Source organism: Lacinutrix sp. MedPE-SW (genome assembly GCF_001874145.1).
Lineage (GTDB): Bacteria > Bacteroidota > Bacteroidia > Flavobacteriales > Flavobacteriaceae > Lacinutrix.
Map to the genome: position 1 here is coordinate 356,451 of NZ_MPCX01000001.1, position 24,049 is coordinate 380,499.

Sequence of the window (24,049 nt, forward strand, 5' to 3'; positions counted from 1 at the left end):
CCTTTTCAAATTTATAAAGAATCTCACTATTTTCTAAGTATAATATATAAAACGTTTCACTATCCCAATCTTATGACTTTATTTTCTATTAATTTTAAAAAGCATTTACTAACCATTTTGCTTTTATTAATTTTCGGTTTACAATTATCTGCTCAAGAAAAATCTAAATATTCTTTATTATGGAAAATTGAAGGTAAAGACCAACTTAAACCTTCTTATTTATTTGGCACAATGCATGTTAGCGACGAGCGCGCGTTTAATTTTAGCGATGCTGTTTTGCCAGCAATTGAAAATACCGAGAAATTTGCATTAGAGATTCAGCCCGATTCTTTAGTGATAAAAATGTTTACAAAACCAAAAATTGAGCTTGCTTATTTGCAGTTTAAAAAACTTTTAAATGATGATGAATATAGCAAAATTGCCAAACGGTTTAAGGCTATAAATGGTTACGATATTGAAGAATCTACACTTTACGACCCAAGTATTTTAATGTCTATGCTAAGTCCTGATGATGAAAAAGAAACCGATAAAACAACTTTTGTAGACATGCACCTTTTAGGTCATGCTAAGACCATGCAAAAAGAAATTGTAGGTTTAGAAGATACAGATTCGCAATTATTTTATTTTGAAAATGCTACAGATGAGAGAAAACGCGAACTACTTTTAGAAGAGCTTTTTTACGACATAGAAACTTATGAAACTGAAACTGAAGCCTTAAAAAAGGTATATATAACAGGCGATATTAATGCTATAGACGCCATGATTATGTCTTATGATGGTTATGGAGAAGAAATGAAAAGTAGAAACATTGTAATGACTAATAGTATTATAAAACAAATGAAAAATAGTTCTATTTTTTCGGCTGTTGGTGCAGCACATTTACCAGGAAATGTGGGACTTATAAAAATGCTTCGCGATAAAGGTTATAAAGTTACGCCTGTAGAAGCTAAATTTACAGGAGTTGCAAAAAATTATACTATAGATACTTCTAAAATGTCTTGGCATACATTTAATAGTGAAGATTATGGCTACACATTGCAAACACCAGGAATTCCTGCTATAGAATCAAATAACGAGGGACTTGATGCTTATATCTACACAGACTTAATTACTGGCACAAACTATTCTTATTTTGCTTTAGATTTTAGATCTAAAAATGGAATAGACAAAACCATGTTTTATGAAAAAATGATTGAAGATGCTACTACAAGATATAATGGAGAAATAGTTAGCAAAAAAACCATTACTATTGGTGGTACACAAGGTTATGAAATTGACATAAAAATTCCTGAACCAAGTGATCCTAAAAAAGATGGTGTAAAATCTGTTTTTGTATTTAAAAATGGGGTTTTTTATCAATTTTTAGTCTACGGAAACTATAATTCACTAAACTCTAAAATGGTGTCACGTTTTGTAAACTCTATAAAAATCACAAAACCTAAAGCTATACCAACACCAAATTGGTATGAGTTTAAACATAAAAAAGGAGCCTTTACAGTAAAAATGCCAAGCAAACCTTTAGATCGTTCTAAAGAAATTGAAAGTCCGTTTGAAGACACTACAGAACCTTACATAATTAATATGTTTATGGCCATAGATGCCAAAAACAAATCTAATTATATAATACGATATAACGACCAACCAAACGGCTATAGAATTGATGATTTAGAGGCATCGTTTAGAGGTATGGCAGAAACATTTACTGGTAAAGCCGAAATTATTGGCACACCAAAAACAATATACCAAAACGGTTATATTGGTAAAGAATATGAACTTTATATTAAAGGAATTTCTCATTCTATTTGCAGATTGTTTTTTAGAGGCAATAGAACGTATTTACTTCTTGCACAAAGACTTGAAAAAGGTTTAAAAGCAGACCCAAACAATACGTTTTTTGAATCTTTTAAACTTACAGATTTTGAAGAAGAACCTATTGTTGTTCATGAAAAACAAGGTGTAAAATTTAAAGGCTTTAAAAATATTCGTGAAATTTTAGAAGATGAAGATTATGATAATTCTGATACGTATTTTTATAATTCTTATGATTATTATACTAAAAACGAACAATCAGGAGATATTTATGCCTTCGGTTTTACAAAATTAAAACCTTATTTTAAAATAGATACCCTAGCTAAATTTTACGATTTAAATAAAGAAAACATTACTAATTACACAGATACTATTGTAAGAAGCAAAAAAGTGAAAGTTAATAATAACGAAGCTGTAGAATTTGTTGTTATGCAAAAACAAGATAGTATTTATAGTAAGTACCTACTTTGGTTAGATAAAGATAAATTTATTTATACGTCGGCTTTTGTAAGCAAAGAAAATATTGACAGTAAAACAACCAACAACCTATTGTACGGTTATTTACCCAAAACAAATACTACCTCATTTAATTATTACAGCTCTAAAACAGATTTATTATTAAACAATTTAAAGTCTAAAGACTCTTTAGTATTTAAACAAGCTTATGGTGCATTTACATATTATGAATTTAGTAAAGATGATGTACCAAAACTTTATAAAGCCATAGATGCTAAGTATGCAACAACAGAAAATAAAGAAAAAGTAATTGAAGCTATAATTAATGAATTTAATAACGTTTCAGATGATAATACAGTTGCTTTTTTAGAAAAAATATACACTAATTATAATTTAAACGAAGCTTTAAAAAGAAGCATATTACAAATAATTCCCGAACTAAAAACGCCCAACAATTTAACAACTTATAGAAAGTTACTTTTAAATAATACTCCTAAAGCAGCCGAAGATTACAATTACGCTATTTTTTCTCCATATTTTGATTCTATCCCAATGGCAATAGAAGATTATAATGGGTTATTAAAACTTATTGACTCAAAAAAATACAGATCACAACTACTAAGTTTATCAGCACAAATATTAAAATCTAGTTATAAAAACAAAAGCAATATTATTTCACTATTTAATAACTTAACCATTAATAATACTAAAGATTTAAAAACATTTATTAATCAAAAAGCATCAGAAGACTTTAACTATTCACATCAAACCATAATTTATAATTATCTAAATTATTTTGAGGCATTTCCTAAAAACAAACAAGCACAAACTATAGATAATTTTACAAATCAGTTATTAGATATTAAAAATAACAAGTGGTTAGCGCTTAGAGCTTCAGAAATTAGAATTCTTCACGATTTAAAACTTGAAAACCAGTTAACAAATACCCTTTTAGATAGTTTAGATACACGCTATAATATTATGAAAGCATACCATAAGGCAAATAACCTTAAAAAGGTTTCAAAAAAATATTATAATGAAGCAGCGTTTGCAAACTTATCTTTACAACAATATTTAGAAGAAATAGACGAATGGCCAGATAAAAGAAATTTACTTGGTACTTTAAAATTAGATAACGTTACTTATTATGCCTATGCATTAATTTACGATTATGATGGCACAGAAGAGTCTTATTTAGCAGTAGTAAAAGCCGATTTTAAACTCTCACAAAAACATGATTTTAAAACTTATACCACCTTGACAGATTGGAACTATTTAAGTGATAATTGGAAAGCGCAATCAGAAAAACTTATTAAAAAGAAAGCCGAAAATTTATAAAAAAAGTCTCACTAAAAACATATTAGTTAAGGTTTATTACATTTGAAAAACTTTAAATTTTAGTAAGAAACAACGTTGAAAACTAATAAAATCATGTTCGAATTAACTAACAATAATTTAAAAATTAAAGTCCAAACAAAAGGCGCAGAACTTTGTGAAATTTCAGCAATAAAAAACAAAAATCAATTTATGTGGCATGCAGATCCTGATGTTTGGGGAAGTTTTGCTCCTAATTTATTTCCTATTATTGGTGCACTAAAAGAAGACAGTTATACCTATAATGGTAAAACATTTAAGCTTCCTAAACATGGTTTTGTAAGAGAAAATAAAAATATAAAACTTTTGAAACAAACTAAAAACAGTCTCGTTTTTAGCTTAATGTATAATGACAATTTATTAAAAATTTACCCTTTTAAATTTCAATTTATAATTACATATACTTTAGAAGAAAATACCATCCACATTACACACACAGTAAAAAACTTAGACGACAAAGCTATTTACTTTTCCATTGGTGGTCATCCTGCTTTTAAATGTCCATTTTACCAAAATGAAAGCTATACAGATTATAGTTTAGTTTTTGAAAACGATGAAACTTCTAAAACTCATTTATTAAATATGGAAAATGGTTTAGTAACAGATAAAACTGAAACCGTTTTTAAATCTGGAAATAGCATAAAATTAAGACCAGATTTATTTAATGAAGATGCACTAATTTTTAAAGATTTAAAGTCTAGAAAAGTTGCATTAGTAAGTAAAACTCATGGCGAAATACTTAATTTAAGCTTTAAAGACTTTAATTATTTAGGCATTTGGGCAAAACCAAATGCACCATACGTTTGCATAGAACCTTGGTTAGGTGTTGCAGATCATGAAAATACAAATCAAAAAATAGAAGAAAAAGAGGGCATTATTAAATTACCTGAAAGCGAAACTTTTACAGCAACCTACAGTATACAAATACATGAGGATCATTTAGGGTAAGCAAAATATAAATAGTAATTTTGTAGCTTAAATAATTTACTTTGACTTTTAGAGACTTAAACTTAAACACACCATTATATAATGCCCTAGACGATTTGGGCTACACTACACCAACACCAATACAAGCAGAAGCTTTTAATGTGGTTGCAAGTGGAAAAGATATGGTTGGTATAGCACAAACAGGAACAGGTAAAACTTTTGCCTATATGCTACCTGTGCTTAGAAATCTTCCGTTTTCTAAACAAGAAAACCCAAGAGTATTAGTTTTAGTACCTACAAGAGAACTTGTTGTACAAGTTGTTGAAGAGATTGAAAAACTCTCTAAATACATTAACAATCGTGTTTTGGGTGTTTATGGTGGCACAAATATTAATACACAAAAACAAGCTATTGCTCAAGGCATAGATATTTTAGTTGCTACTCCAGGACGTTTATACGATTTGGCTTTAAGTAGAGTTTTACAATTAAAATCTATTCAAAAATTAATTATCGATGAAGTCGATGTTATGCTAGATTTAGGTTTTAGACATCAACTTATTAATATTTTCGATTTATTACCTACGCGTAGACAAAACATTATGTTTTCTGCTACAATGACAAAAGATGTAGACGATTTAATTGTAGATTTCTTTAAATCTCCAGAAAAAGTATCTATTGCTACTTCTGGTACACCACTAGAAAATATAAAACAAACACGCTACAAAGCGCCTAATTTTTACACAAAACTAAACTTACTTAAGTATTTATTGCAAGATGAAGAAACCTATAATAAGGTGCTTATTTTTGTGGCTTATAAAAAAATGGCCGATCGTTTATTTGAAGCTTTAGACGAAGAATATAACGAAGAGCTTTGTGTAATACACTCTAATAAAACTCAAAATTATAGATTACGTAGTATTGAACAATTTCGCGAAGGCGTTAATAGAATATTAGTAGCTACAGATGTTATGGCTCGTGGTTTAGATATAGATAATGTGTCGCACGTTATAAACTTTGACACACCAGAATATCCAGAAAACTACATGCACAGAATTGGTAGAACAGGTCGTGCAGAACGCGAAGGTCATGCTTTGGTGTTTACTACAGAAAAAGAAAAACAAGCCATAGAAGATATTGAAGCATTAATGAATATGACTATTAATGTAGAAGAAATTCCAGATACCGTTGAAATTTCTACAGAACTTATAGAAGAAGAAAGACCACAAATTAAAGAACGTAATAACCCTAATAAACGCAGAAAAGATGAAGACGCTCCTGGACCAGCATTTCATGAGAAGTCTGAAAAAAATTCTAAAGAAAATTTAGGTGGTTCGTACAAGTTTAAAATTGCCGCTAAGTATAAAAAACCTAAAACGCGTGGTGACAAAAATTACAACAAGCGCAATAAAAGAAAATAGCTTAGTTATAAATTTACAATAAAACACTCAAAATTATACGTTTATCGAAAAAATCACGTTTTGTTTTTAACAATACAGTGTATTTTTTACATTTAAATGATGAGTGAAATCCCTAAACTTTTATTTGATGCCGATAATTCATTTTATCACGATAACATCGTGAGCATTCTTGTAAACCAGAATTGGCTTTTAGTAAATAAAATAAAAGAAGAAAAAACAACTTATGTTTTTTCTAAGGATAATGTTTTAACAAGAACTACTAATGGTACAATATCTAAAGCTAAATGGCATTATGTAAATGAAAATTATATTCGTATTACTGGTGAAGATGGGAGTATTAATGTAATTAAAATGACGTTTAGAAATGAAGACATTTTAACCTTAGATATTGATAGAAAATCTAACGAACTTGCTGTTTTTATAAACGAAACTAAAAGTGATAAAATTTTAAATACTTATGATGATATTACCACTTATTTACACGCAAAGTATTTAAGCAAAGCAAAAAATATTATACAGAATCATTTGTATTATTTTATAAATAAATCTGAAGAATTTGGGCCTTTTACTGCAAAAGAATTAATAAATAAAGTAAAAAAAGGAATTCTAAGTAGCCAATGTTTTATTAGAGAAACTAACGAAAGTAACTATAATAAAAGGCTTAGAATAAAAGATTTAATTAGCGTAATTTAAACCTACTTCTTACCTATTACTATTGTAGACAGTCCTATTTTATTTGCAATAAGTTTATCTATAATTTTAAATATTGGTACTAAAGTATTGTATAATTTCATTTGTCCGCCAGGAATACTTTCTTTTTTTAAAATACTTCCTGTTACATACCAACCTAAAATACCAATAAAATTAAAATTCTGCTTATGTATAATTTTAAAATTATTTAATTTAAAAATGTTTGAAAGAGACGTTTTAGTATACCGCCTGTAATGCCCTAATTCTTTATCAAATTTATTATAAAGCGTTTGGTATGATGGTACTAATATTATTAAATGCCCATTTTCTTTTAGCAGTTTTTTACAATTTTTAATTGCTAAAACATCATCTTTTATATGTTCTACTACATTTAAAGCAAAAACAGTATCATATTCACCTAAATGTTTTTCAAACTTTTTATCAAAATCCTCATCGGTTAGGTTCATGATTTCAGAACCTAAAAAATTTGAATACTGATTAAAGTTTTGGTTTAGTTTTTCAAAATAATTTTGTCTTATATCTGTTAAAACCATCTCAAAATCATCTTCAAGAAAAAATGTTGATATATTACCAATACCGCTACCTATTTCTAAAGTTTTCCCTTTACAATAAGGTTTAATGGTTTGGTACATCCATCTATTAAATTTATCGGCTTTTGCAATTACATCTAAGGTTGCTTCACCAATAACATCGTTTTCTTCAAATTTAATTTCTTGAGACATCTATTTTTTTGAGTTTACAATTTAAAAAAAGCGAACCATTAGGTTCGCTTTTTTATTTAACTTTTTAAAAAGTTATTGTTTTATACGTGTAAAGCACGATCATCTGTAGCTGCTAAAGCGGCTTCTTTTACTGCTTCAGCAAATGTTGGATGTGCGTGAGACATACGTGAAATATCTTCGGCACTAGCTCTAAACTCCATAGCTACTACTGCTTCTGCAATTAAATCTGCACAACGTGCACCAACCATGTGTACTCCTAATACTTCATCTGTATTTTTGTCTGCAAGAATTTTTACAAAACCATCAATATCTCCACTTGCTCTAGCACGACCTAAAGCTCTAAATGGAAATTGTCCTACTTTATATTCTGCTCCAGCTTCTTTTAATTCTTCTTCGGTTTTACCAACTGCTGCAACTTCTGGCCATGTGTATACTACACCTGGAATTAAGTTATAATCTATGTGTGGTTTTTGTCCTGCTAAAGTTTCGGCTACAAAGGTTCCTTCTTCTTCAGCTTTATGTGCTAACATTGCTCCTTTTACAACATCTCCTATTGCATAAATATTGCTAACGTTTGTTTGTAAATGTTCGTTTACTTCTATTTGGCCTCTTTCTGTAAGTTTTACTCCTGCTGCTTCAGCATTTAAACCCTCTGTAAAAGGTTTACGTCCTACAGATACTAAGCAGTAATCTCCTTTTACTTCTACAATTTCTCCTTTTTTGTTTTCGGCTTTTACAATAACTTCATCTCCATTGCGCTCTACAGATTGTACTTTGTGAGACACCATCATTTTAAATTTAGCCTTTTTAAAGACTTTATTTAATTCTTTAGATAGAGAACCATCCATTGTTGGTAAAATTCTATCCATGTATTCTATTACAGTAACTTCTGCTCCTAATCGTTTATATACTTGACCAAGCTCTAAACCTATTACGCCTCCACCAATAACAATCATGTGTTTTGGTATTTCTTTAAGTTTTAAAGCTTCGGTAGATGTAATTATTCGTTCTTTATCAAGTGTTATGAATGGTAAGTTTGAAGGTTTACTTCCTGTTGCAATAATGGTGTTTTTTGCTTCAATTTCTGTTGTTTTTTCTCCTTCAATTTTAATATGTGTAGCATCTATAAAACTACCAACACCTGTAAATACATCGATGTTGTTTTTTTTCATTAAAAAATCTATACCTCCAGTTGTTTGGTCTACAACGGCTTGTTTACGACCAATCATTTTTTCTAAATTAACTTTAATTTCACCTGGAATTTCTATTCCATGCTCTTCAAAATGTTTAGTAGCTTCTTCGTAATGATGAGATGAACTTAGTAAGGCTTTACTAGGTATACAACCTACATTAAGACAAGTACCTCCAAGTGTAGAATATTTTTCGATTATTGCAGTTTTCATACCTAGTTGTGCACAACGTATTGCTGCTACATATCCTCCAGGTCCTGAGCCTATTATGGCTACATCGTATTTACTCATAAGTAATATTTAGAATGAATTTTATCTTGTATTAAGACTATCTTATTGATTATTATAGCAAAAATACAATTTTGTAATTTTATTTACGAATGTACAATGATGTATTTTTTACTAAAATAATGAGAGGCTTATTTTTTAAATTTACCGCAAAGAAAAAACAGCTCTATCTTTAAAAAAGAGTAATTCTCTTTTATTAGATTAGAACTGTTTTAGTATTAGAATTGATTAATAGCACTGTAAAAATCACTATTATATTAAGTATACACAATACTCAATTTGAGTATTTTTTTAATTAGCTATAATAAAGTCATATCCATTTTTAACATACCTACTAATTCTCCAGTTGAAGATATTTTTAATTTTTTTAAAATATTTCTTCGGTGTGTGTCTACCGTATGCGGACTTATATTTAGTTTTTCGGAAATTTCTTTACTAGTAAAATTTAGTATTAGTAGACGTATTACATCGCGTTCTCTATTGCTTATTCCTGCATGTAATAATTTTTGAGAAAAGTTATTATAATATACAGTTTCGTACTCATTTTTATTATTTAATAACTTTGCCGTTGCGGTTATTGGCAAGTTTAATTCAATATTTAAAACGGTATAATGCGCTAGACCAATTATAGGTTTCATTTCACTATCAAAAGCCAATGGTGTAGTGTTTTGTATAATGTTTACGTACTTATCGCTAGCATTTTTTATTCTATAATTCCATGTATAATTAGCAAGTTCTCTTTTGTTTTCGGGTATTTCGGCCAAAGTAAACTCCATTAAACTATTTAAAGCGCCTAACCAGATTTCTATGTCTTCTGGATGAATTCTACTCCAAAAGTATTTCATTCCTTTTACTTTTAAATCTGTAGCATCTAAACCTAAACAAGAGGTAAAGTTTTTGCTTATATATTCAAAAGTAAGCTCTTGGGTATTTGTTAAACAGAAAAAAGTAGAACTGTATGGCAAATACGTATCTAGCTCAATAATTTTTTTAATATGTGTTTCTAGCGATGGTTTAGTGTAAGATTCAAAAATAGATTTATAAACCTCTTTTATTTCTTGGTGTTTCATTAATTAGTTGTTAATAGCGATACCAAAATAATAAAATTTAATTTTTAAAAAAAATTAAGAAGGAAAACCTAGCATCTCTCCCATTCCAACGGTAAACAACCAACTACCATAAATAGCATGCTCTATTGAAACTAATAGTGTTGATTTGGTTTTATTATAAGTAAATGCAAATAATAAACCACCTAAAAAGGTTAATAAAATAACTAATGTATTTCTAAAAAAAATATGTGCTAGAGAAAATACAATGGCATTTATAAATATAAAAAGATGCTCGCTCTTAAATAGATTTTTATAACGCTGAAAATAAAAAGTTCTATAAATTAACTCTTGAGGATATACCGAAAAAGCAGAGTACACAAACAGTATTACCAACCACAATAATGGTTTATTTAATACTACTTTAAATAAACTTGCTTGATTAGAAATTAAAACAAAAGTTATAGTTATTACTGCAATTAGTATAAGTTTAAAAAAAGTGGCTTTAAAAAAACGACTCCAATTTAAGTTAGCAGCAATTTTAAATTTATTTTTTTCAATTCTAAGTAAGTAATAAACTATATATATAAAACCTGTTATTGCAATTATAGCTTTAATCCATAATGCAAAATCTATTGTAAAACTTATTGGAATTATTATGAAAATAATAAAAAACTCTATAAGCTTATAGATAGTAGATTGCATCATATTTTCTAAACTGTTATTACGGTAGTATGTTTAACTTCATTAATCATAAACGTACTATGTGTACTACCAATATGATCTAGTTTTGTTAATTTATTTACCATAAAATTACGAAAAGCCTTCATATCTTTTACTAATACTTTTAATAAATAATCGTAATCTCCACTAATATGGTAGCACTCCAAAACTTCTTCTAAATTAGTTACATCTTTTTCAAATTTAAAAACATAATCTTGAGAATGTTTCACTAATTTAATGTTACAAAATGCTACAAAAGATTTTTGAACAACTTCTTTATTTATTAAAGTAACATATTTATTAATTACGCCATTGTTTTCAAGTTTTTTAATGCGCTCGTATACTGCAGTAACAGAGAGATTCAACTTATTAGAAAGTTCTTTATTTGTTTGCTTACTATCTTCTTGTAATAGTTTTATAAGCTTAGTATCTATAGCATCAAAAGTCATTATCGAAAAATTTTCTGTTTACACATTTAATTTATTATTTTTTCAGAATTTAAAACACTTAAATCAAAAATAAATAGATTTAAAGTCTAAAATTTAAACAATATATTGATTAATAATCTAAAATAAATGACTTTTACTAAAAATTAAACTTAAAAAATTAAATTATGGCTTTTAAACCTGCTAATAATATACAAGACTTACAATATTTTGGTGAGTTTGGTGGTGTTAATCCTTCAATTTCAGACTCTTCAACATACACTTTTCTTTCTGCTAAAACCATGTTTGATACTTTTGAAGGTAATGCAGATGGTTGTTATTTATATTCAAGACATTCTACGCCTTCAAATTTATATTTAGGAGAAGCGCTTGCTGCTATGGAAGGTACAGAAACAGCAAATGTAACAGCTTCTGGAATGGGTGCAATTACACCTGTTATTATGCAGCTTTGTGGTGCTGGTGATCATGTTGTTTCTAGTAGAACGATTTACGGTGGCACTTACGCTTTTTTAAAAAACTTTGCACCGCGGTTTAATGTATCTACATCGTTTGTAGATATTACAAAACTAGATGTTGTTGAAGCTGCAATTACGCCTCACACAAAAGTATTGTATTGCGAATCTGTTAGCAATCCATTATTAGAGGTTGCAGATATTGCTGGTTTAGCCAAATTAGCAAAACAATATAATTTAAAATTAGTGGTAGATAATACATTTTCACCTTTATCTATTTCTCCTGCACAATTAGGTGCAGATGTTGTAATACATAGCTTAACTAAATTTATAAACGGATCGTCTGATACTGTTGGAGGCGTTATATGTGGTACTCAAGAATTTATTAATGACCTAAGAAATGTAAACGATGGTGCTTGTATGTTATTAGGTTCTACTATGGATAGTCTCCGTGCAGCTTCAATTTTAAAAAACTTAAGAACATTACACATTAGAATGCAGCAGCACAGTGTAAATGCTACTTATTTAGCTGAAAAATTTCAGGAACTTGGTTTAAAAACAGTGTATCCTGGTTTAGCATCACATCCATCACACACGCTATTTAAAAACATGATGAATGATAAGTATGGCTTTGGTGGTATGCTAACTATAGATGTTGGTTCTTTAGATAAAGCCAACGCTTTAATGGAACTAATGCAAGAGAAAAACTTGGGCTACTTAGCTGTGAGTTTAGGCTTTTATAAAACCTTATTTTCTGCACCTGGAAGCTCAACATCTTCAGAAATTCCTGAAGAAGAACAAGCAGAAATGGGACTAAGCGATGGATTAATACGTTTTTCTATAGGTTTAGATGCCGATATTGAGCGCACTTTTAAACTAATGAAAGCCTGCATGATTGATTTAGAAATACTTAAGCCAGAATTGGTTTAAAAAAATAAATCCCTAATTAAAAAATAAAAGGTTTGATGTATTTCAAGCCTTTTTTCTATTTGCATAACATCGTACAAAATCGTAACATTACATTCAAATAAAATTAAACTAATAGTAATACTAAATGGAAAGCCAAAACATTAAACCATCAGTACCTCAAGACGAAAATATTATTGAAAACAAAGAACTAAATATTTGGGAAGCATTAATTCCTGTAATTGCATTAGTTATTATGTTATTTTATAATGTATTTTTCGTGTATGGAGATGATGCTTTAAGTGGAAGTAATCAATTTATACTACTTTTAGGAGCTGCAGTTGCAGCTGTTGTTGGCTTTTACAACAAGGTTTCTTATAAACAAATGATAGATGAAGTTGCCGAGAATGTAAAATCTACCTCTGGCGCGCTATTAATTCTACTTATGGTTGGCGCTTTAGCAGGAACCTGGCTTATTAGTGGCATTATACCTACTATGATTTATTACGGATTACAAATTTTAAATCCCACTATATTTCTCGCAGCATCTGTAATAATTTGTGCTATAATTTCTATTGCAACTGGTAGTTCCTGGACGACTTCTGCAACTGTTGGTATTGCATTAATTGGTATAGGCGAAACACTTGGCATATCTTTAGGTATGACAGCAGGAGCTGTTTTATCTGGTGCATATTTTGGTGATAAAATGTCTCCACTTAGTGATACTACAAACCTTGCTCCTGCAATGGCTGGAGCAGATTTGTTCTCACACATTAAATACATGGCATATACAACAGTGCCTACAATTACTGTAACTTTAATTGTTTTTATAGTTATTGGCTTAAATATAGATACTACAGGTACACCAGATATATCTGATAAGTTAAATGCTATAAACGGTGCATTTAATATTACTCCTTGGTTATTTATAGTTCCAATAGTTGTTATCTTTTTAATTATAAAAAAAACACCGCCATTAGTTGCCTTATTAGTGGGTACGCTATTAGGCGGAATTGCTGCAGTAATTGCTCAACCAGAAATAGTAACTACAATTGCTGGAGCAGAAAGTTTAACCTTTCAATCTGCATATAAAGGTGTAATGAATGCTATGACTGTAGATGTTGCTGTAGAAACCTCTAGTACAGAATTAAACGATTTATTTTCTGCAGGTGGTATGTCTGGAATGCTTGGTACCATTTGGTTAATTATTTGTGCTATGGTATTTGGTGGCGTTATGGATGCTATTGGTGCATTATCTAGAATTAGTAGAGCATTATTAAGTTTAGCCTCTACAACCTTTGGTTTATTTGCAAGTACAGTAGCCAGTTGTTTAGCTTTAAATGTAACAGCATCAGACCAATATTTAGCATTAGTTGTACCTGGAAAAATGTTTAAAAAAGCATACGAAGAAAAAAACCTTGCTCCAGAAAATCTAAGTAGAACCTTAGAAGACTCAGGAACTGTAACCTCGGTATTAGTACCATGGAATACTTGTGGTGCTTATCAATCTGGTGTTTTAGGTGTTCCGGTTGTAGACTATTTCTTCTTTGCTATATTTAATTGGTTAAGTCCGTTTATGACACTTTTATTCGCTGCATTTTCAATTAAAATAAAAGAACTCTCTAAGAAATAACTTAAAACTATTCCTTTTTAAATTTTCAATAGTAAAAATTTATAGCCCAATAAGATTTAAAAATTTTATTGGGCTTGTTTTTTTAAAGTTGTACAGTACTTTTGCGCACTTAAAATATAAACACAAACTTTAAAAATTTACAAATGGCAATAGTAGGAAAACAATTTCCAGATTTAACAGTAGACGCAATGAACGAAATGGGTGATACCTTTAAATTAAACGTTCTTGAAGAAGCAAAAAATAATAAAAAGAAAGTAGTATTATTTTGGTACCCAAAAGATTTTACTTTTGTTTGCCCAACAGAATTACATGCTTTTGAAGCTGCAAAAGAAGAATTTGCAAAAAGAAATACAATTGTAATTGGTGCCTCTTGTGATACTCCAGAAGTACACTTCGCTTGGTTAAATACACCAAAAGATAATGGTGGAATAGAAGGTGTAACATACCCAATATTAGCAGATTCTAACCGTAACCTTGCTTCTACTTTAGGGATTTTAGATATTACTAACGAAAAATACAACGAAGAAACTGGTGTTGTAACTGTAGAAGGTGATAACGTAACTTATAGAGCAACTTACGTAATTGATGAAGATGGTATTGTACAACACGAAGGTGTAAACAACATGCCAATTGGTAGAAACGTAAACGAATTTTTACGTATTATCGATGCTTTAACTCACGTACAAGAAAAAGGTGAAGTTTGTCCTGCAAACTGGGAAGAAGGAAAAGACGCAATGAGCGCAAATAGATTAGGTACTGCAGAGTATTTAGCAAACCACGTAAACTAAGCAATTATGGTTCAAGAATTAAGTCAAGATAATTTAAACGAAATTATTGCAAGTAACGATACTGTTGTTGTGCAATATTCTGCAACTTGGTGTGGTAACTGTCGTATTATGAAACCAAAAGTTAAGAAATTAGCTGGTGAGTTAGAAAATATAACATTTGTTATAGCAGATGCAGAAAAATTTCCAGAATCAAGACAATTAGCAACTGTAGATAATCTACCAACATTTGCAACTTTTAAAGGTGGAAAATTTGTAAACCAAACACAGACTAACAAATTTGACGTTTTAAAAGACTTAGTAAACGAAGTAGCTTAAAAATAACACTTGGTTAAGCGCAGTTTAAATGCAAGATTTAAACTGCGTAAAACCTAATAAAGAAAAAATTTATCAATGAAATTACCTGTAATAAAACACTTAGCTCAATTTATAGAAGATAACGACGAAGATTACGTTAATGAAACTATAGAAACACTTGAAGCTTTAACCGAAGTACCATCACTAAAAGATGAAGAACTTGACGTTATTGGAGAATTAATCTCTAATATGTATGGTGCTATTGAAGTTAATAAAATGATTAAAGATGGTACACCTAAAAAAGAGGCTGTAAATAACTTTATGAAACGTGTTTTAGGTTCTATTGATAAGTAAACCTAAGAAAAAGAAAAATTCATTATTAAAACCACTTTGCTCTAGCAAGGTGGTTTTTTTATAACCAATCAACTGGTTAACCAATTTTCATTTAACTTAGATACTTTATAAAACGAATTAATTGCAATTAATCTTTAAACTAAAAATGATTAAAAAACTTACCAAACTACAGTTTCCACTATTTTTATTTTGTATTTTTTTTTCTTTAAACAGTTGTAAAACCGATACCCAAAAAAATACTACAACACAACAAACCAAGACAGCTAAGACCGTTTATGCAAGTGATGTTATTCCCTTTTTCGACCATTGGAAATTAATTTTAGACGATGGCTCTAACGCTGGAATTGCAAATAATTTTGAAAACAAAGATTACTTTTACACCACAAACGATGGTAAAGATAATTGGGTAGTTTTTAAAACACCAAATGGAGGAGATACTCATGGAACTTCAAATAACACAAGAACCGAATTAGCTCAAACAAAAAAATGGTATCCAAAAACAGCGAACGATAAACTTACAGCAACACTTAAAGTAATGAATGTTTCTGCAACTGGAGACGCTCGAGTAGCTGCAACACACGCAGTAGTTGTTGGACAAATACACAGTGCTGATGCTTTTTAAAACGAACCATTAAAAATATTCTACAAAAAATTTCCTGGTCATACTAAAGGTTCTGTGTTTTGGCATTACGAGATTAATACTGCTGGAAATAACAATGCTAAACGTTGGGATTACTCTCATGCTGTTTGGGGAGATGATTTTTCTGTAGTTGGTCTAGATGCAAACACATATCCAGAAGAGCCAAAAGATGGGATTGCTTTAGGTGAAGAATTTAGTTATGAAATTGAAGTAAAAGATGGCATTATGAATTTAACTTTTACAAGCGAAGGACACGAAACTAAAACCTTTACTAAAAACTTAATCGAATCTGAATACATAACAAAAGGAGATATACCAGAACAAACACAAAAACTATTTTTTCCAATTGGTCAAGATGGCGTAGAGCGTGCAGAAGCTTACACAGGAGAAGGCTGCTTTTTTAAACTTGGTTGTTACAACCAAACTAATGGTAAATCGCCTGAAGAGAATAAAAACTGGTGCTCTGGTGCAGAAACTCATGATGGCGATTTAAGTAAACAATATGCAGATGGCAACTATGCTGAAGTTTGGTTTAAAACGGCAAGTATACAAGTAAGTGAAGCTGCTGTTTCTAACGAAGGTTATTTTACCAAAAATGATTAAAAAATATTAGAATAATTTAAAAACCACTTTGTAATTACAAAGTGGTTTTTTTATAAATGAATTTTTTACTTTAAAAGCGCAATAATCTCATTAAAGCCTTTTGCTTCAGCATAATCTAAAGCTGTTTTTCCTACATTATCTTTTATAGTTGTATCTGCTCCATGTTGTAGTAATAATTTTACAACCTCTACTTTATCATATTGCGTAGCAAAAGCCAATGCAGTGGTTCCATTATTATTTACTTCATTTAAATTAGCTCCGTTTTCAATTAAAAATGTTGCAAATTCAACATTTCCTTTAAAACTCACACCTATTAAAGCTGTATTTCCAGAAGCATCTTTATCGTTTATTGGAGCATTGTGTTTTACCAAAGTTTTGGTCGCTGCTTCATTATCAAAATACGTTGCTAATATTAATGGTGTAAAACCACGTTGATCTTTAGCTTCCGCTAATTTTGGATTTTCGGTTAAAAGTGTATTTAATGTTGCGTTATCTTTATTTCTAATACTATTAAATACTTTATCTATATTATCCATTTTACTTGTGTTTAAACTTATATAAACTTTATTTTTTTATTCGTGATTTTAAATAAAAAAGGAATGGATTTTAAAATCCATTCCTTTTAATTATAAATTAATGATATTTATTTAACATCAAAACGATCTAAATTCATCACTTTAGTCCAAGCTGCAATAAAGTCTTTAACAAAACGATCTTGCCCATCATTTGCTCCATAAACTTCAGCAATTGCTCTAAGTTCTGTATTAGAACCAAAAATTAAATCGGCTCTTGTTCCTTTAAACTTAACTTCACCTGTATTACGATTAGTACCCTCAAAATATCTATCGTCTTCAGATGTCGCTTTCCATGTGTAAGTGAAATCTAAAATATTTCTAAAGAAATCGTTAGTTAAGCTTCCTACATTATCTGTAAATACACCATAATCTGAACCATCGTAATTAGCACCTAAAACACGTAATCCACCAACTAAAACGGTTAATTCTGGTACAGATAGTGTTAGTAAATTAGCTTTATCAACTAATAAATCTTCTGCAGCAATTTTTAAATCACTTTTTATATAATTTCTAAAACCATCTGCTAAAGGCTCTAAATAACCAAACTGCTCTATATCTGTTTGTTCTTGTGTTGCATCACCTCTACCTTGAGTAAACTCTAAAGTATGGTTATAACCTGCATTTTTTAGTCCTTTTTCTACACCTACATTTCCTGCTAAAACAATAACATCTGCTAAAGATACTTCGCCATCAAACTTATTTTTAACGTCTTCTAAAACGTTTAAAACTTTATTTAATTCTTCTGGATTGTTGACTTCCCAACTACGTTGTGGCTCTAAAGCAATACGCGCTCCATTTGCTCCACCACGATTATCTGAACCTCTAAATGTTGAAGCTGAAGCCCAAGCTGTAGTTACTAATTGCGATACTGTTAAACCAGAGTCTGAAATTAAACCTTTTAATGTTTCTATATCTGAATCACTTAAAGTGTAGTTTACTTCTGGAATTGGATCTTGCCATAATAATTCTTCTTTAGGCACTTCTGGACCTAAATAACGTGATGTTGGACCTAAATCACGGTGTGTTAATTTGTACCAAGCACGTGCGAATGCATCTTCAAAAGCTTTATGATCTTTATGAAAACGCTTAGATATTTCTAAATATTTAGGATCAGTTTTTAATGCAATATCTGCAGTTGTCATCATTAATTCTTGTCTACCATTTGCATCACCAGCTTTTGGCGCCATTTTAGCGTTAGATGCTGCTGTAGGTTTCCATTGGTGTGCTCCACCTGGACTTTTTGTTAATTCCCATTCGTAATTAAGTAATACATCAAAATAATCTGCATCCCAACGTGTTGGGTTTGGTGTCCACGCGCCTTCAATTCCACTTGTAATCGTATCGTCTAAAACACCAGTACCAAAGCTATTTTTCCAACCTGTACTCATTTCTTCAATAGAAGCACCATGAGGTTCTTTACCTACATATTTATTAGGGTCTGCTGCTCCATGCGCTTTACCAAAAGTATGACCACCAGCAACTAAAGCTACTGTTTCCTCATCGTTCATTGCCATTCTACCAAACGTTTCACGTACATCGTGAGCAGAACCCATTGGGTCTGGATTACCGTTTGGTCCTTCTGGGTTTACATAAATCCAACCCATCATTACTGCAGCTAAAGGATCTTCTAAATCTCCTTCTTTATATCTTTCTTCATTCGCTCCCCATTCTGTTTCGCTTCCCCAATAAATATCTTGTTCTGGCTCCCAAACATCTTCACGTCCTCCTGCAAAACCAAACGTTGGGAATCCCATAGATTCTAATGCACAGTTTCCTGCTAAAATCATTAAATCTGCCCAAGAAATTTTATTTCCATATTTTTGTTTAATAGGCCAAAGTAATAATCTTGCCTTATCTAAGTTTCCATTATCTGGCCAACTATTAATTGGTGCAAAACGTTGGTTTCCGGCTCCTGCTCCACCACGACCATCACCAACTCTATAAGTTCCTGCACTGTGCCAAGCCATACGAATCATTAATCCTCCGTAATGCCCATAATCTGCTGGCCACCAATCTTGAGAGTCTGTCATAAATGCCTTTAATTCTTTTTTAAGAGCATCATAATCTAAACTTTTAAAAGCTTCTGCATAATCAAAATCATCACCCATAGGATTCGATTTCGCAGCATTTTGGCGTAAAATATTTAACTTCAATTCATTTGGCCACCAATCTCTATTTTTAACTCCACCACCCGAAGTTTGTTTAACTGTACCACTTAAAAAAGGGCATTTTGCAGAACTTTCGTTGATGTCGAAGTTTTTACCTTGAGGAGCACTACCGTGCGGATTATTTTCCATTTTTAAAACGTTTTTAAATTTTTAATTGAACATAAAATTAATTATAAATCACCTAAAATTAAGATTTAAAAAATTGATTGTTACTATTTAATAATAGTTTTAGACTATCGTATTTTAAAGCTCTATAACACAAAGCTATTGTTTTAAAAAAAAAAGCGCCACTTCCGAAGAAATGACGCCTGAGGGAAATAAATTAATTATTATATAATTACATTTTAGGAAGAACAACTGTATCTACAACATGTATTACACCATTAGATTGGTTTACATTTGCAATAGTTACTTTTGAAGCGTTTCCGTTTTCATCAGTGATATATAAATCTTTACCTTTCATCCAAGCTGTTAATGTTCCACCAGCTACAGTTTTAATTTCGGCTTTACCATTCATTTTTTTAATCATTTTCATAATATCTTTAGCTTTAAAATCTCCAGCTACAACATGATATTTTAAAATGGCTTGTAATTTTTCTTTATTCTCTGGCTTAACTAAAGTTTCAACAGTTCCTTCTGGTAACTTAGCAAAAGCATCATTTGTAGGAGCAAATACAGTAAAAGGTCCTTCGCTTTGTAACACATCAACTAATTCTGCAGCTTTAACTGCCGCTACTAATGTTGTATGGTCTTTAGAATTTACAGCATTCTCAACAATATTTTTAGAAGGATACATTGCTGCACCTCCAACCATTACAGTTTTTTCTTTTTTCATTTTATCTTGAGCAAACGCACCAATAGTAACTAAAAGAGATAATGCTAAAACAGTTGATTTAAAAATGTTTTTGGTTTTCATAATTTTCAATTTTTTAAGTTTAAGTTATTTTGTTATTTGCCATATAAACGGTAACACAATCTATACGGTTTTTAAAATGATGTGCTTTAACAATTAATTAACTAAACCAACCTTAATAGTTCTATTTGTTAAAATTTAGTATTTTGTTAAGTCTATTATATTAAGAGAATGTCTACTTTTATCAAACAAAAAATTTATAAAATGGCTAATATTACATTAGGAGGAACACCTATACAAACCTCAGGAAATTTACCTAGAGTTGGAGAAAAAGCTCCAAATTTTAATTTAACAGTAAGTGATTTATCTACTCAAGAATTATCTAACCTAAAAGGGCATAAAGTTTTGCTAAACATTTTCCCAAGTGTAGATACAGGAGTTTGCGCTCAATCTGCAAGAGAATTTAACAAAAAAGCTTCTGAAATGGAAAACACTAAAGTACTTTGTATCTCTAGAGATTTACCTTTTGCTCAAGCACGCTTTTGTGCAGCTGAAGGTTTAGATAATGTAATGATGCTGTCTGATTTTAAAGATGGAAATTTTGGTAAAAACTATGGACTAGAAATAACTTCTGGTGGATTTGCTGGATTACATTCTAGATGTGTTATTGTTTTAGATGAAAATGGTACGGTAAAATATACAGAACAAGTACCGGAAATTGGCGAAGAACCTAACTACGAAGCGTCTTTGCAAGCATTAGCTAATGGATAAAAAAAAGGAACCATTTATTATTAATAGAATTAAAAGTGTAGGTTTTGCCTTTAAAGGTGCCTACCTTTTAATTACTACTGAAGCCAGTATAAAAATTCAATTTTTTATTGGTGTAATTATGACTATTGCTGGATTTTATTTTAAAATAAATGCTACAGAATGGTGCATACAAATTTTAGTAATTACATTAATAATGGCGATAGAAGGTATTAACACTGCAATAGAAGAAATTGCAAATTTTATACACCCAGAACATCACCCAAAAATTGGATTAATAAAAGATTTAGCTGCAGGCGCAGTATTTATAGTAGCAATAGCTGCTGTAATAATAGGTTGCATTATTTACATACCTAAAATATTTTAATATATTTTTAAACACAATTACGCATTAGGAAAACCGTTAGTAATTTGTATTTTTACGCAATCTAAATTCCAGAAATGGCCAAAGCAAAAGCAAAATCAAAATCTAAAACTACCAAGAAAAAAAGGACTTTTAAAAAGCCAAGTATAGAACTATCTAACCAACAAAAGTTAATTTTTGGAAGTTTACTAGTTCTTTTAGGTGTTTTAATTTTTATTGCTTTCCTATCCTTTTTATTTACAGGCAAAGCAGACCAAAGTTTAATAGAAGAATTACCTTCTAGAACTGTAAAAACTCAAAATTGGGCAAGCCAAAGTGGCGCTTGGGTGAGTGATTTATTTATATATCGTGGTTTTGGTATTGCATCCTTTATATTTGCAGGTCTAATATTTTTATCTGGAATCTACACTTTATTAGATTTAAAGAAAAACAAACTTATTCAACATTGGTTTTGGGGAACCATAATAGTAATTTGGATTTCAATTTTACTAGGTTTTATAGGCGATACTTATGGTATATTAAGCGGTACTATAGGTTTTGAACTTAATCAATATTTACAAGCTTACATTGGTAAAATAGGAGTTGTACTCTTATTAATTTTTGGATTTATCACCTATTTAGCCACAAGGTTTAATTTTACTCCACAACGAATTGCTTCATTATTTAAAAAAGCAAAAAAAGATATTAAAACAGAATTTGAAGATGCATCAAAAGAAACTTTTGTTCCTATAGATAATACTTTAACTGAAGAAGCTGAAGCCATTAAAACAGCCTTTAATGTAGAAGAAACAACATTAGAACCTAATATTACAAATACAGTAGAAGAATTAAAAACACCTACTGAAACTATTAAAGTTGAAGATACTACGAATACAAGTTCAACTTCAGCTAAACTTGAAGTAGAAATACCAAAAGAGGAAACCATTGAAGAGGAAGAAGCTTTAGAGATTAAAGTTGAAAAAGTAGAAGAAGAAAAATCTGAAACCGATAACCTTTCAGATAAATTAGTTGCAGATTTTGGCCAATTTGATCCAACTCTTGAATTGAGTAATTTTCAATTTCCACCATTAGACTTATTAAAAAAGTACGATGTTGAAGGCATTAAAATAGACCAACAAGAATTAGAAGACAATAAAAATAAAATTGTTGAAACACTTAACAATTATAAAATAGGAATTCAAACCATTAAAGCAACCATTGGTCCTACCGTTACACTTTACGAGATCGTTCCAGATGCTGGAATTAGAATTTCAAAAATTAAAAATCTTGAAGATGATATAGCGTTATCACTTGCTGCTTTAGGTATTAGAATTATTGCTCCAATTCCAGGAAAAGGAACCATTGGTATTGAGGTACCAAATAAAAACTCTACAATCGTATCCATGCGATCTGTAATTGCATCTCAAAAATTTCAAAAGTCTGAAATGCACTTACCTATTGCTATTGGCAAAACCATTAGTAACGAAACAATGGTTATAGATTTAGCAAAAATGCCACACCTTTTAATGGCTGGTGCAACAGGTCAAGGAAAATCTGTAGGTTTAAATGCTGTCTTAACCTCTTTATTATATAAAAAACATCCTGCCGAGGTTAAATTTGTATTAGTAGATCCTAAAAAAGTAGAATTAACATTATTCAATAAAATTGAACGCCATTATTTAGCAAAACTTCCAGATGAAGCTGAAGCGATTATTACAGATAATACAAAAGTAATTAACACACTTAATTCACTTTGTATTGAAATGGATAACCGTTATGAAATGTTAAAAAATGCATTGTGTCGTAACATTGTAGAATACAATAAAAAATTTAAAGCACGTAAACTAAACCCAAATGATGGTCACGCATTTTTACCATATATTGTTTTGGTTGTTGATGAGTTTGCCGATTTAATAATGACTGCCGGAAAAGAAGTAGAAACTCCAGTTGCACGATTAGCACAACTTGCTCGAGCCATTGGTATTCACTTAATTATAGCAACGCAGCGTCCATCGGTTAATGTAATTACTGGTATTATTAAAGCCAACTTCCCAGCTCGAATTGCCTTTAGAGTATCTAGTAAAATAGATTCTCGTACCATTTTAGATGCTGGCGGAGCAGACCAACTTATAGGTCGTGGAGATATGCTATATACTCAAGGTAATGATGTTACTAGAATACAATGTGCCTTTGTAGATACTCCAGAAGTAGAAAAAATTGTAGATTTTATTGGTGCACAAAAAGCCTATCCAGACGCATATTTACTTCCAGAATATGTTGGTGAAGAAGGTGGCACGAGTCTTGATATAGATATTGCAGATAGAGATAAACTATTTAAAGAAGCTGCCGAAATTATTGTGACAGCACAACAAGGTTCTGCTTCTTTATTACAACGAAAACTTAAACTTGGCTACAACCGTGCCGGTAGAATAATAGATCAATTAGAAGCCGCCGGAATTGTTGGTGGTTTTGAAGGCAGTAAAGCAAGACAAGTTTTAGTTCCAGATTTAGTTGCTCTCGATCAATTATTAGAAAATGAAGGTAAATAAATTTTAAACAGTA

At 30.4% G+C, this 24,049-nt stretch carries 20 protein-coding genes and 1 pseudogene; 13 read left to right on the plus strand and 8 right to left on the minus strand.

All coding sequences use genetic code 11. The features are described from left to right. Positions 1-72 precede the first annotated feature (72 nt). From BM549_RS01610 to BM549_RS01625, 4 genes are all read left to right on the plus strand, one after another. A complete protein-coding gene (locus BM549_RS01610) occupies positions 73-3,603 on the plus strand; it encodes a TraB/GumN family protein (RefSeq protein WP_290468657.1) in 3,531 nt (1,176 codons plus the stop codon). A gap of 93 nt (positions 3,604-3,696) precedes the next feature. Then, complete coding sequence (locus BM549_RS01615) at positions 3,697-4,587, plus strand: aldose 1-epimerase family protein (protein ID WP_290468658.1); 891 nt, start codon at positions 3,697-3,699, stop codon at positions 4,585-4,587. 41 nt (positions 4,588-4,628) lie between these two features. Continuing rightward, the gene (locus BM549_RS01620; protein ID WP_290468659.1) at positions 4,629-5,984 is read left to right on the plus strand and encodes a DEAD/DEAH box helicase; all 1,356 of its coding nucleotides are present in this window, start codon (positions 4,629-4,631) and stop codon (positions 5,982-5,984) included. Positions 5,985-6,080: 96 nt separating this feature from the next. Beyond that, positions 6,081-6,677: a hypothetical protein gene (locus BM549_RS01625; protein WP_290468660.1), complete on the plus strand. Its 597-nt coding sequence runs from the start codon at positions 6,081-6,083 to the stop codon at positions 6,675-6,677. 2 nt (positions 6,678-6,679) lie between these two features. On the opposite strand, the gene BM549_RS01630 is transcribed toward BM549_RS01625, so the two are convergent. From BM549_RS01630 to BM549_RS01650, 5 genes are all read right to left on the minus strand, one after another. Beyond that, positions 6,680-7,417 (minus strand): bifunctional 2-polyprenyl-6-hydroxyphenol methylase/3-demethylubiquinol 3-O-methyltransferase UbiG, encoded by a 738-nt coding sequence (locus tag BM549_RS01630; RefSeq protein WP_290468661.1) that lies wholly within the window; start codon positions 7,415-7,417, stop codon positions 6,680-6,682. A gap of 80 nt (positions 7,418-7,497) precedes the next feature. After that, positions 7,498-8,898 carry a dihydrolipoyl dehydrogenase gene (lpdA, locus tag BM549_RS01635; protein ID WP_290468662.1) on the minus strand — a complete coding sequence of 467 codons (1,401 nt, stop codon included), beginning with the start codon at positions 8,896-8,898 and terminating at the stop codon, positions 7,498-7,500. 296 nt (positions 8,899-9,194) lie between these two features. Next, the gene (locus BM549_RS01640; protein ID WP_290468663.1) at positions 9,195-9,965 is read right to left on the minus strand and encodes a helix-turn-helix transcriptional regulator; all 771 of its coding nucleotides are present in this window, start codon (positions 9,963-9,965) and stop codon (positions 9,195-9,197) included. 54 nt (positions 9,966-10,019) lie between these two features. After that, positions 10,020-10,649 (minus strand): CPBP family glutamic-type intramembrane protease, encoded by a 630-nt coding sequence (locus BM549_RS01645; protein ID WP_290468664.1) that lies wholly within the window; start codon positions 10,647-10,649, stop codon positions 10,020-10,022. 5 nt (positions 10,650-10,654) lie between these two features. Next, entirely contained in the window at positions 10,655-11,113 is a 459-nt protein-coding gene (locus BM549_RS01650) for an Lrp/AsnC family transcriptional regulator (RefSeq protein WP_290468665.1), read from the minus strand. A gap of 164 nt (positions 11,114-11,277) precedes the next feature. On the opposite strand from BM549_RS01650, the gene BM549_RS01655 reads away from it, so the two are divergent. From BM549_RS01655 to BM549_RS01680, 6 genes and pseudogenes are all read left to right on the plus strand, one after another. After that, positions 11,278-12,492 (plus strand): aminotransferase class I/II-fold pyridoxal phosphate-dependent enzyme, encoded by a 1,215-nt coding sequence (locus tag BM549_RS01655; protein WP_290468666.1) that lies wholly within the window; start codon positions 11,278-11,280, stop codon positions 12,490-12,492. 124 nt (positions 12,493-12,616) lie between these two features. Further along, complete coding sequence (nhaC, locus tag BM549_RS01660) at positions 12,617-14,101, plus strand: Na+/H+ antiporter NhaC (RefSeq protein WP_290468667.1); 1,485 nt, start codon at positions 12,617-12,619, stop codon at positions 14,099-14,101. Positions 14,102-14,244: 143 nt separating this feature from the next. Continuing rightward, on the plus strand, positions 14,245-14,889 hold the full coding sequence (locus BM549_RS01665) for a peroxiredoxin (protein WP_290468668.1): 645 nt from the start codon (positions 14,245-14,247) through the stop codon (positions 14,887-14,889). Between the two features lie 6 nt (positions 14,890-14,895). Continuing rightward, positions 14,896-15,204, plus strand: coding sequence for a co-chaperone YbbN (locus BM549_RS01670; protein ID WP_290468669.1), 309 nt, complete (start codon positions 14,896-14,898; stop codon positions 15,202-15,204). A 75-nt stretch (positions 15,205-15,279) separates the two neighbouring features. After that, positions 15,280-15,537, plus strand: coding sequence for a hypothetical protein (locus BM549_RS01675; protein WP_290468670.1), 258 nt, complete (start codon positions 15,280-15,282; stop codon positions 15,535-15,537). Between the two features lie 145 nt (positions 15,538-15,682). After that, positions 15,683-16,780, plus strand: a pseudogene (locus tag BM549_RS01680) (polysaccharide lyase family 7 protein). Between the two features lie 65 nt (positions 16,781-16,845). On the opposite strand, the gene BM549_RS01685 reads toward BM549_RS01680, so the two are convergent. The 3 genes from BM549_RS01685 to BM549_RS01695 all read right to left on the minus strand — a co-directional run bounded on the left by BM549_RS01685 (position 16,846) and on the right by BM549_RS01695 (position 20,358). Further along, on the minus strand, positions 16,846-17,316 hold the full coding sequence (locus tag BM549_RS01685; RefSeq protein ID WP_290468671.1) for an ankyrin repeat domain-containing protein: 471 nt from the start codon (positions 17,314-17,316) through the stop codon (positions 16,846-16,848). 107 nt (positions 17,317-17,423) lie between these two features. After that, positions 17,424-19,652: a catalase/peroxidase HPI gene (katG, locus tag BM549_RS01690; protein WP_290468672.1), complete on the minus strand. Its 2,229-nt coding sequence runs from the start codon at positions 19,650-19,652 to the stop codon at positions 17,424-17,426. Positions 19,653-19,860: 208 nt separating this feature from the next. Continuing rightward, positions 19,861-20,358, minus strand: coding sequence for a fasciclin domain-containing protein (locus BM549_RS01695; protein WP_290468772.1), 498 nt, complete (start codon positions 20,356-20,358; stop codon positions 19,861-19,863). Between the two features lie 282 nt (positions 20,359-20,640). Here BM549_RS01695 and tpx point away from each other — a divergent pair, with 282 nt between their 5' ends. The 3 genes from tpx (at position 20,641) to BM549_RS01710 (ending at position 24,036) form a co-directional block, all read left to right on the plus strand. After that, positions 20,641-21,147 carry a thiol peroxidase gene (tpx, locus tag BM549_RS01700; protein ID WP_290468673.1) on the plus strand — a complete coding sequence of 169 codons (507 nt, stop codon included), beginning with the start codon at positions 20,641-20,643 and terminating at the stop codon, positions 21,145-21,147. Beyond that, complete coding sequence (locus BM549_RS01705; protein ID WP_290468674.1) at positions 21,140-21,511, plus strand: diacylglycerol kinase; 372 nt, start codon at positions 21,140-21,142, stop codon at positions 21,509-21,511. Before tpx ends, BM549_RS01705 begins: the two co-directional genes overlap by 8 nt. 74 nt (positions 21,512-21,585) lie before the next feature. Further along, positions 21,586-24,036 carry a DNA translocase FtsK gene (locus tag BM549_RS01710; RefSeq protein WP_290468675.1) on the plus strand — a complete coding sequence of 817 codons (2,451 nt, stop codon included), beginning with the start codon at positions 21,586-21,588 and terminating at the stop codon, positions 24,034-24,036. The last annotated feature ends 13 nt before the right edge of the window (positions 24,037-24,049 follow it).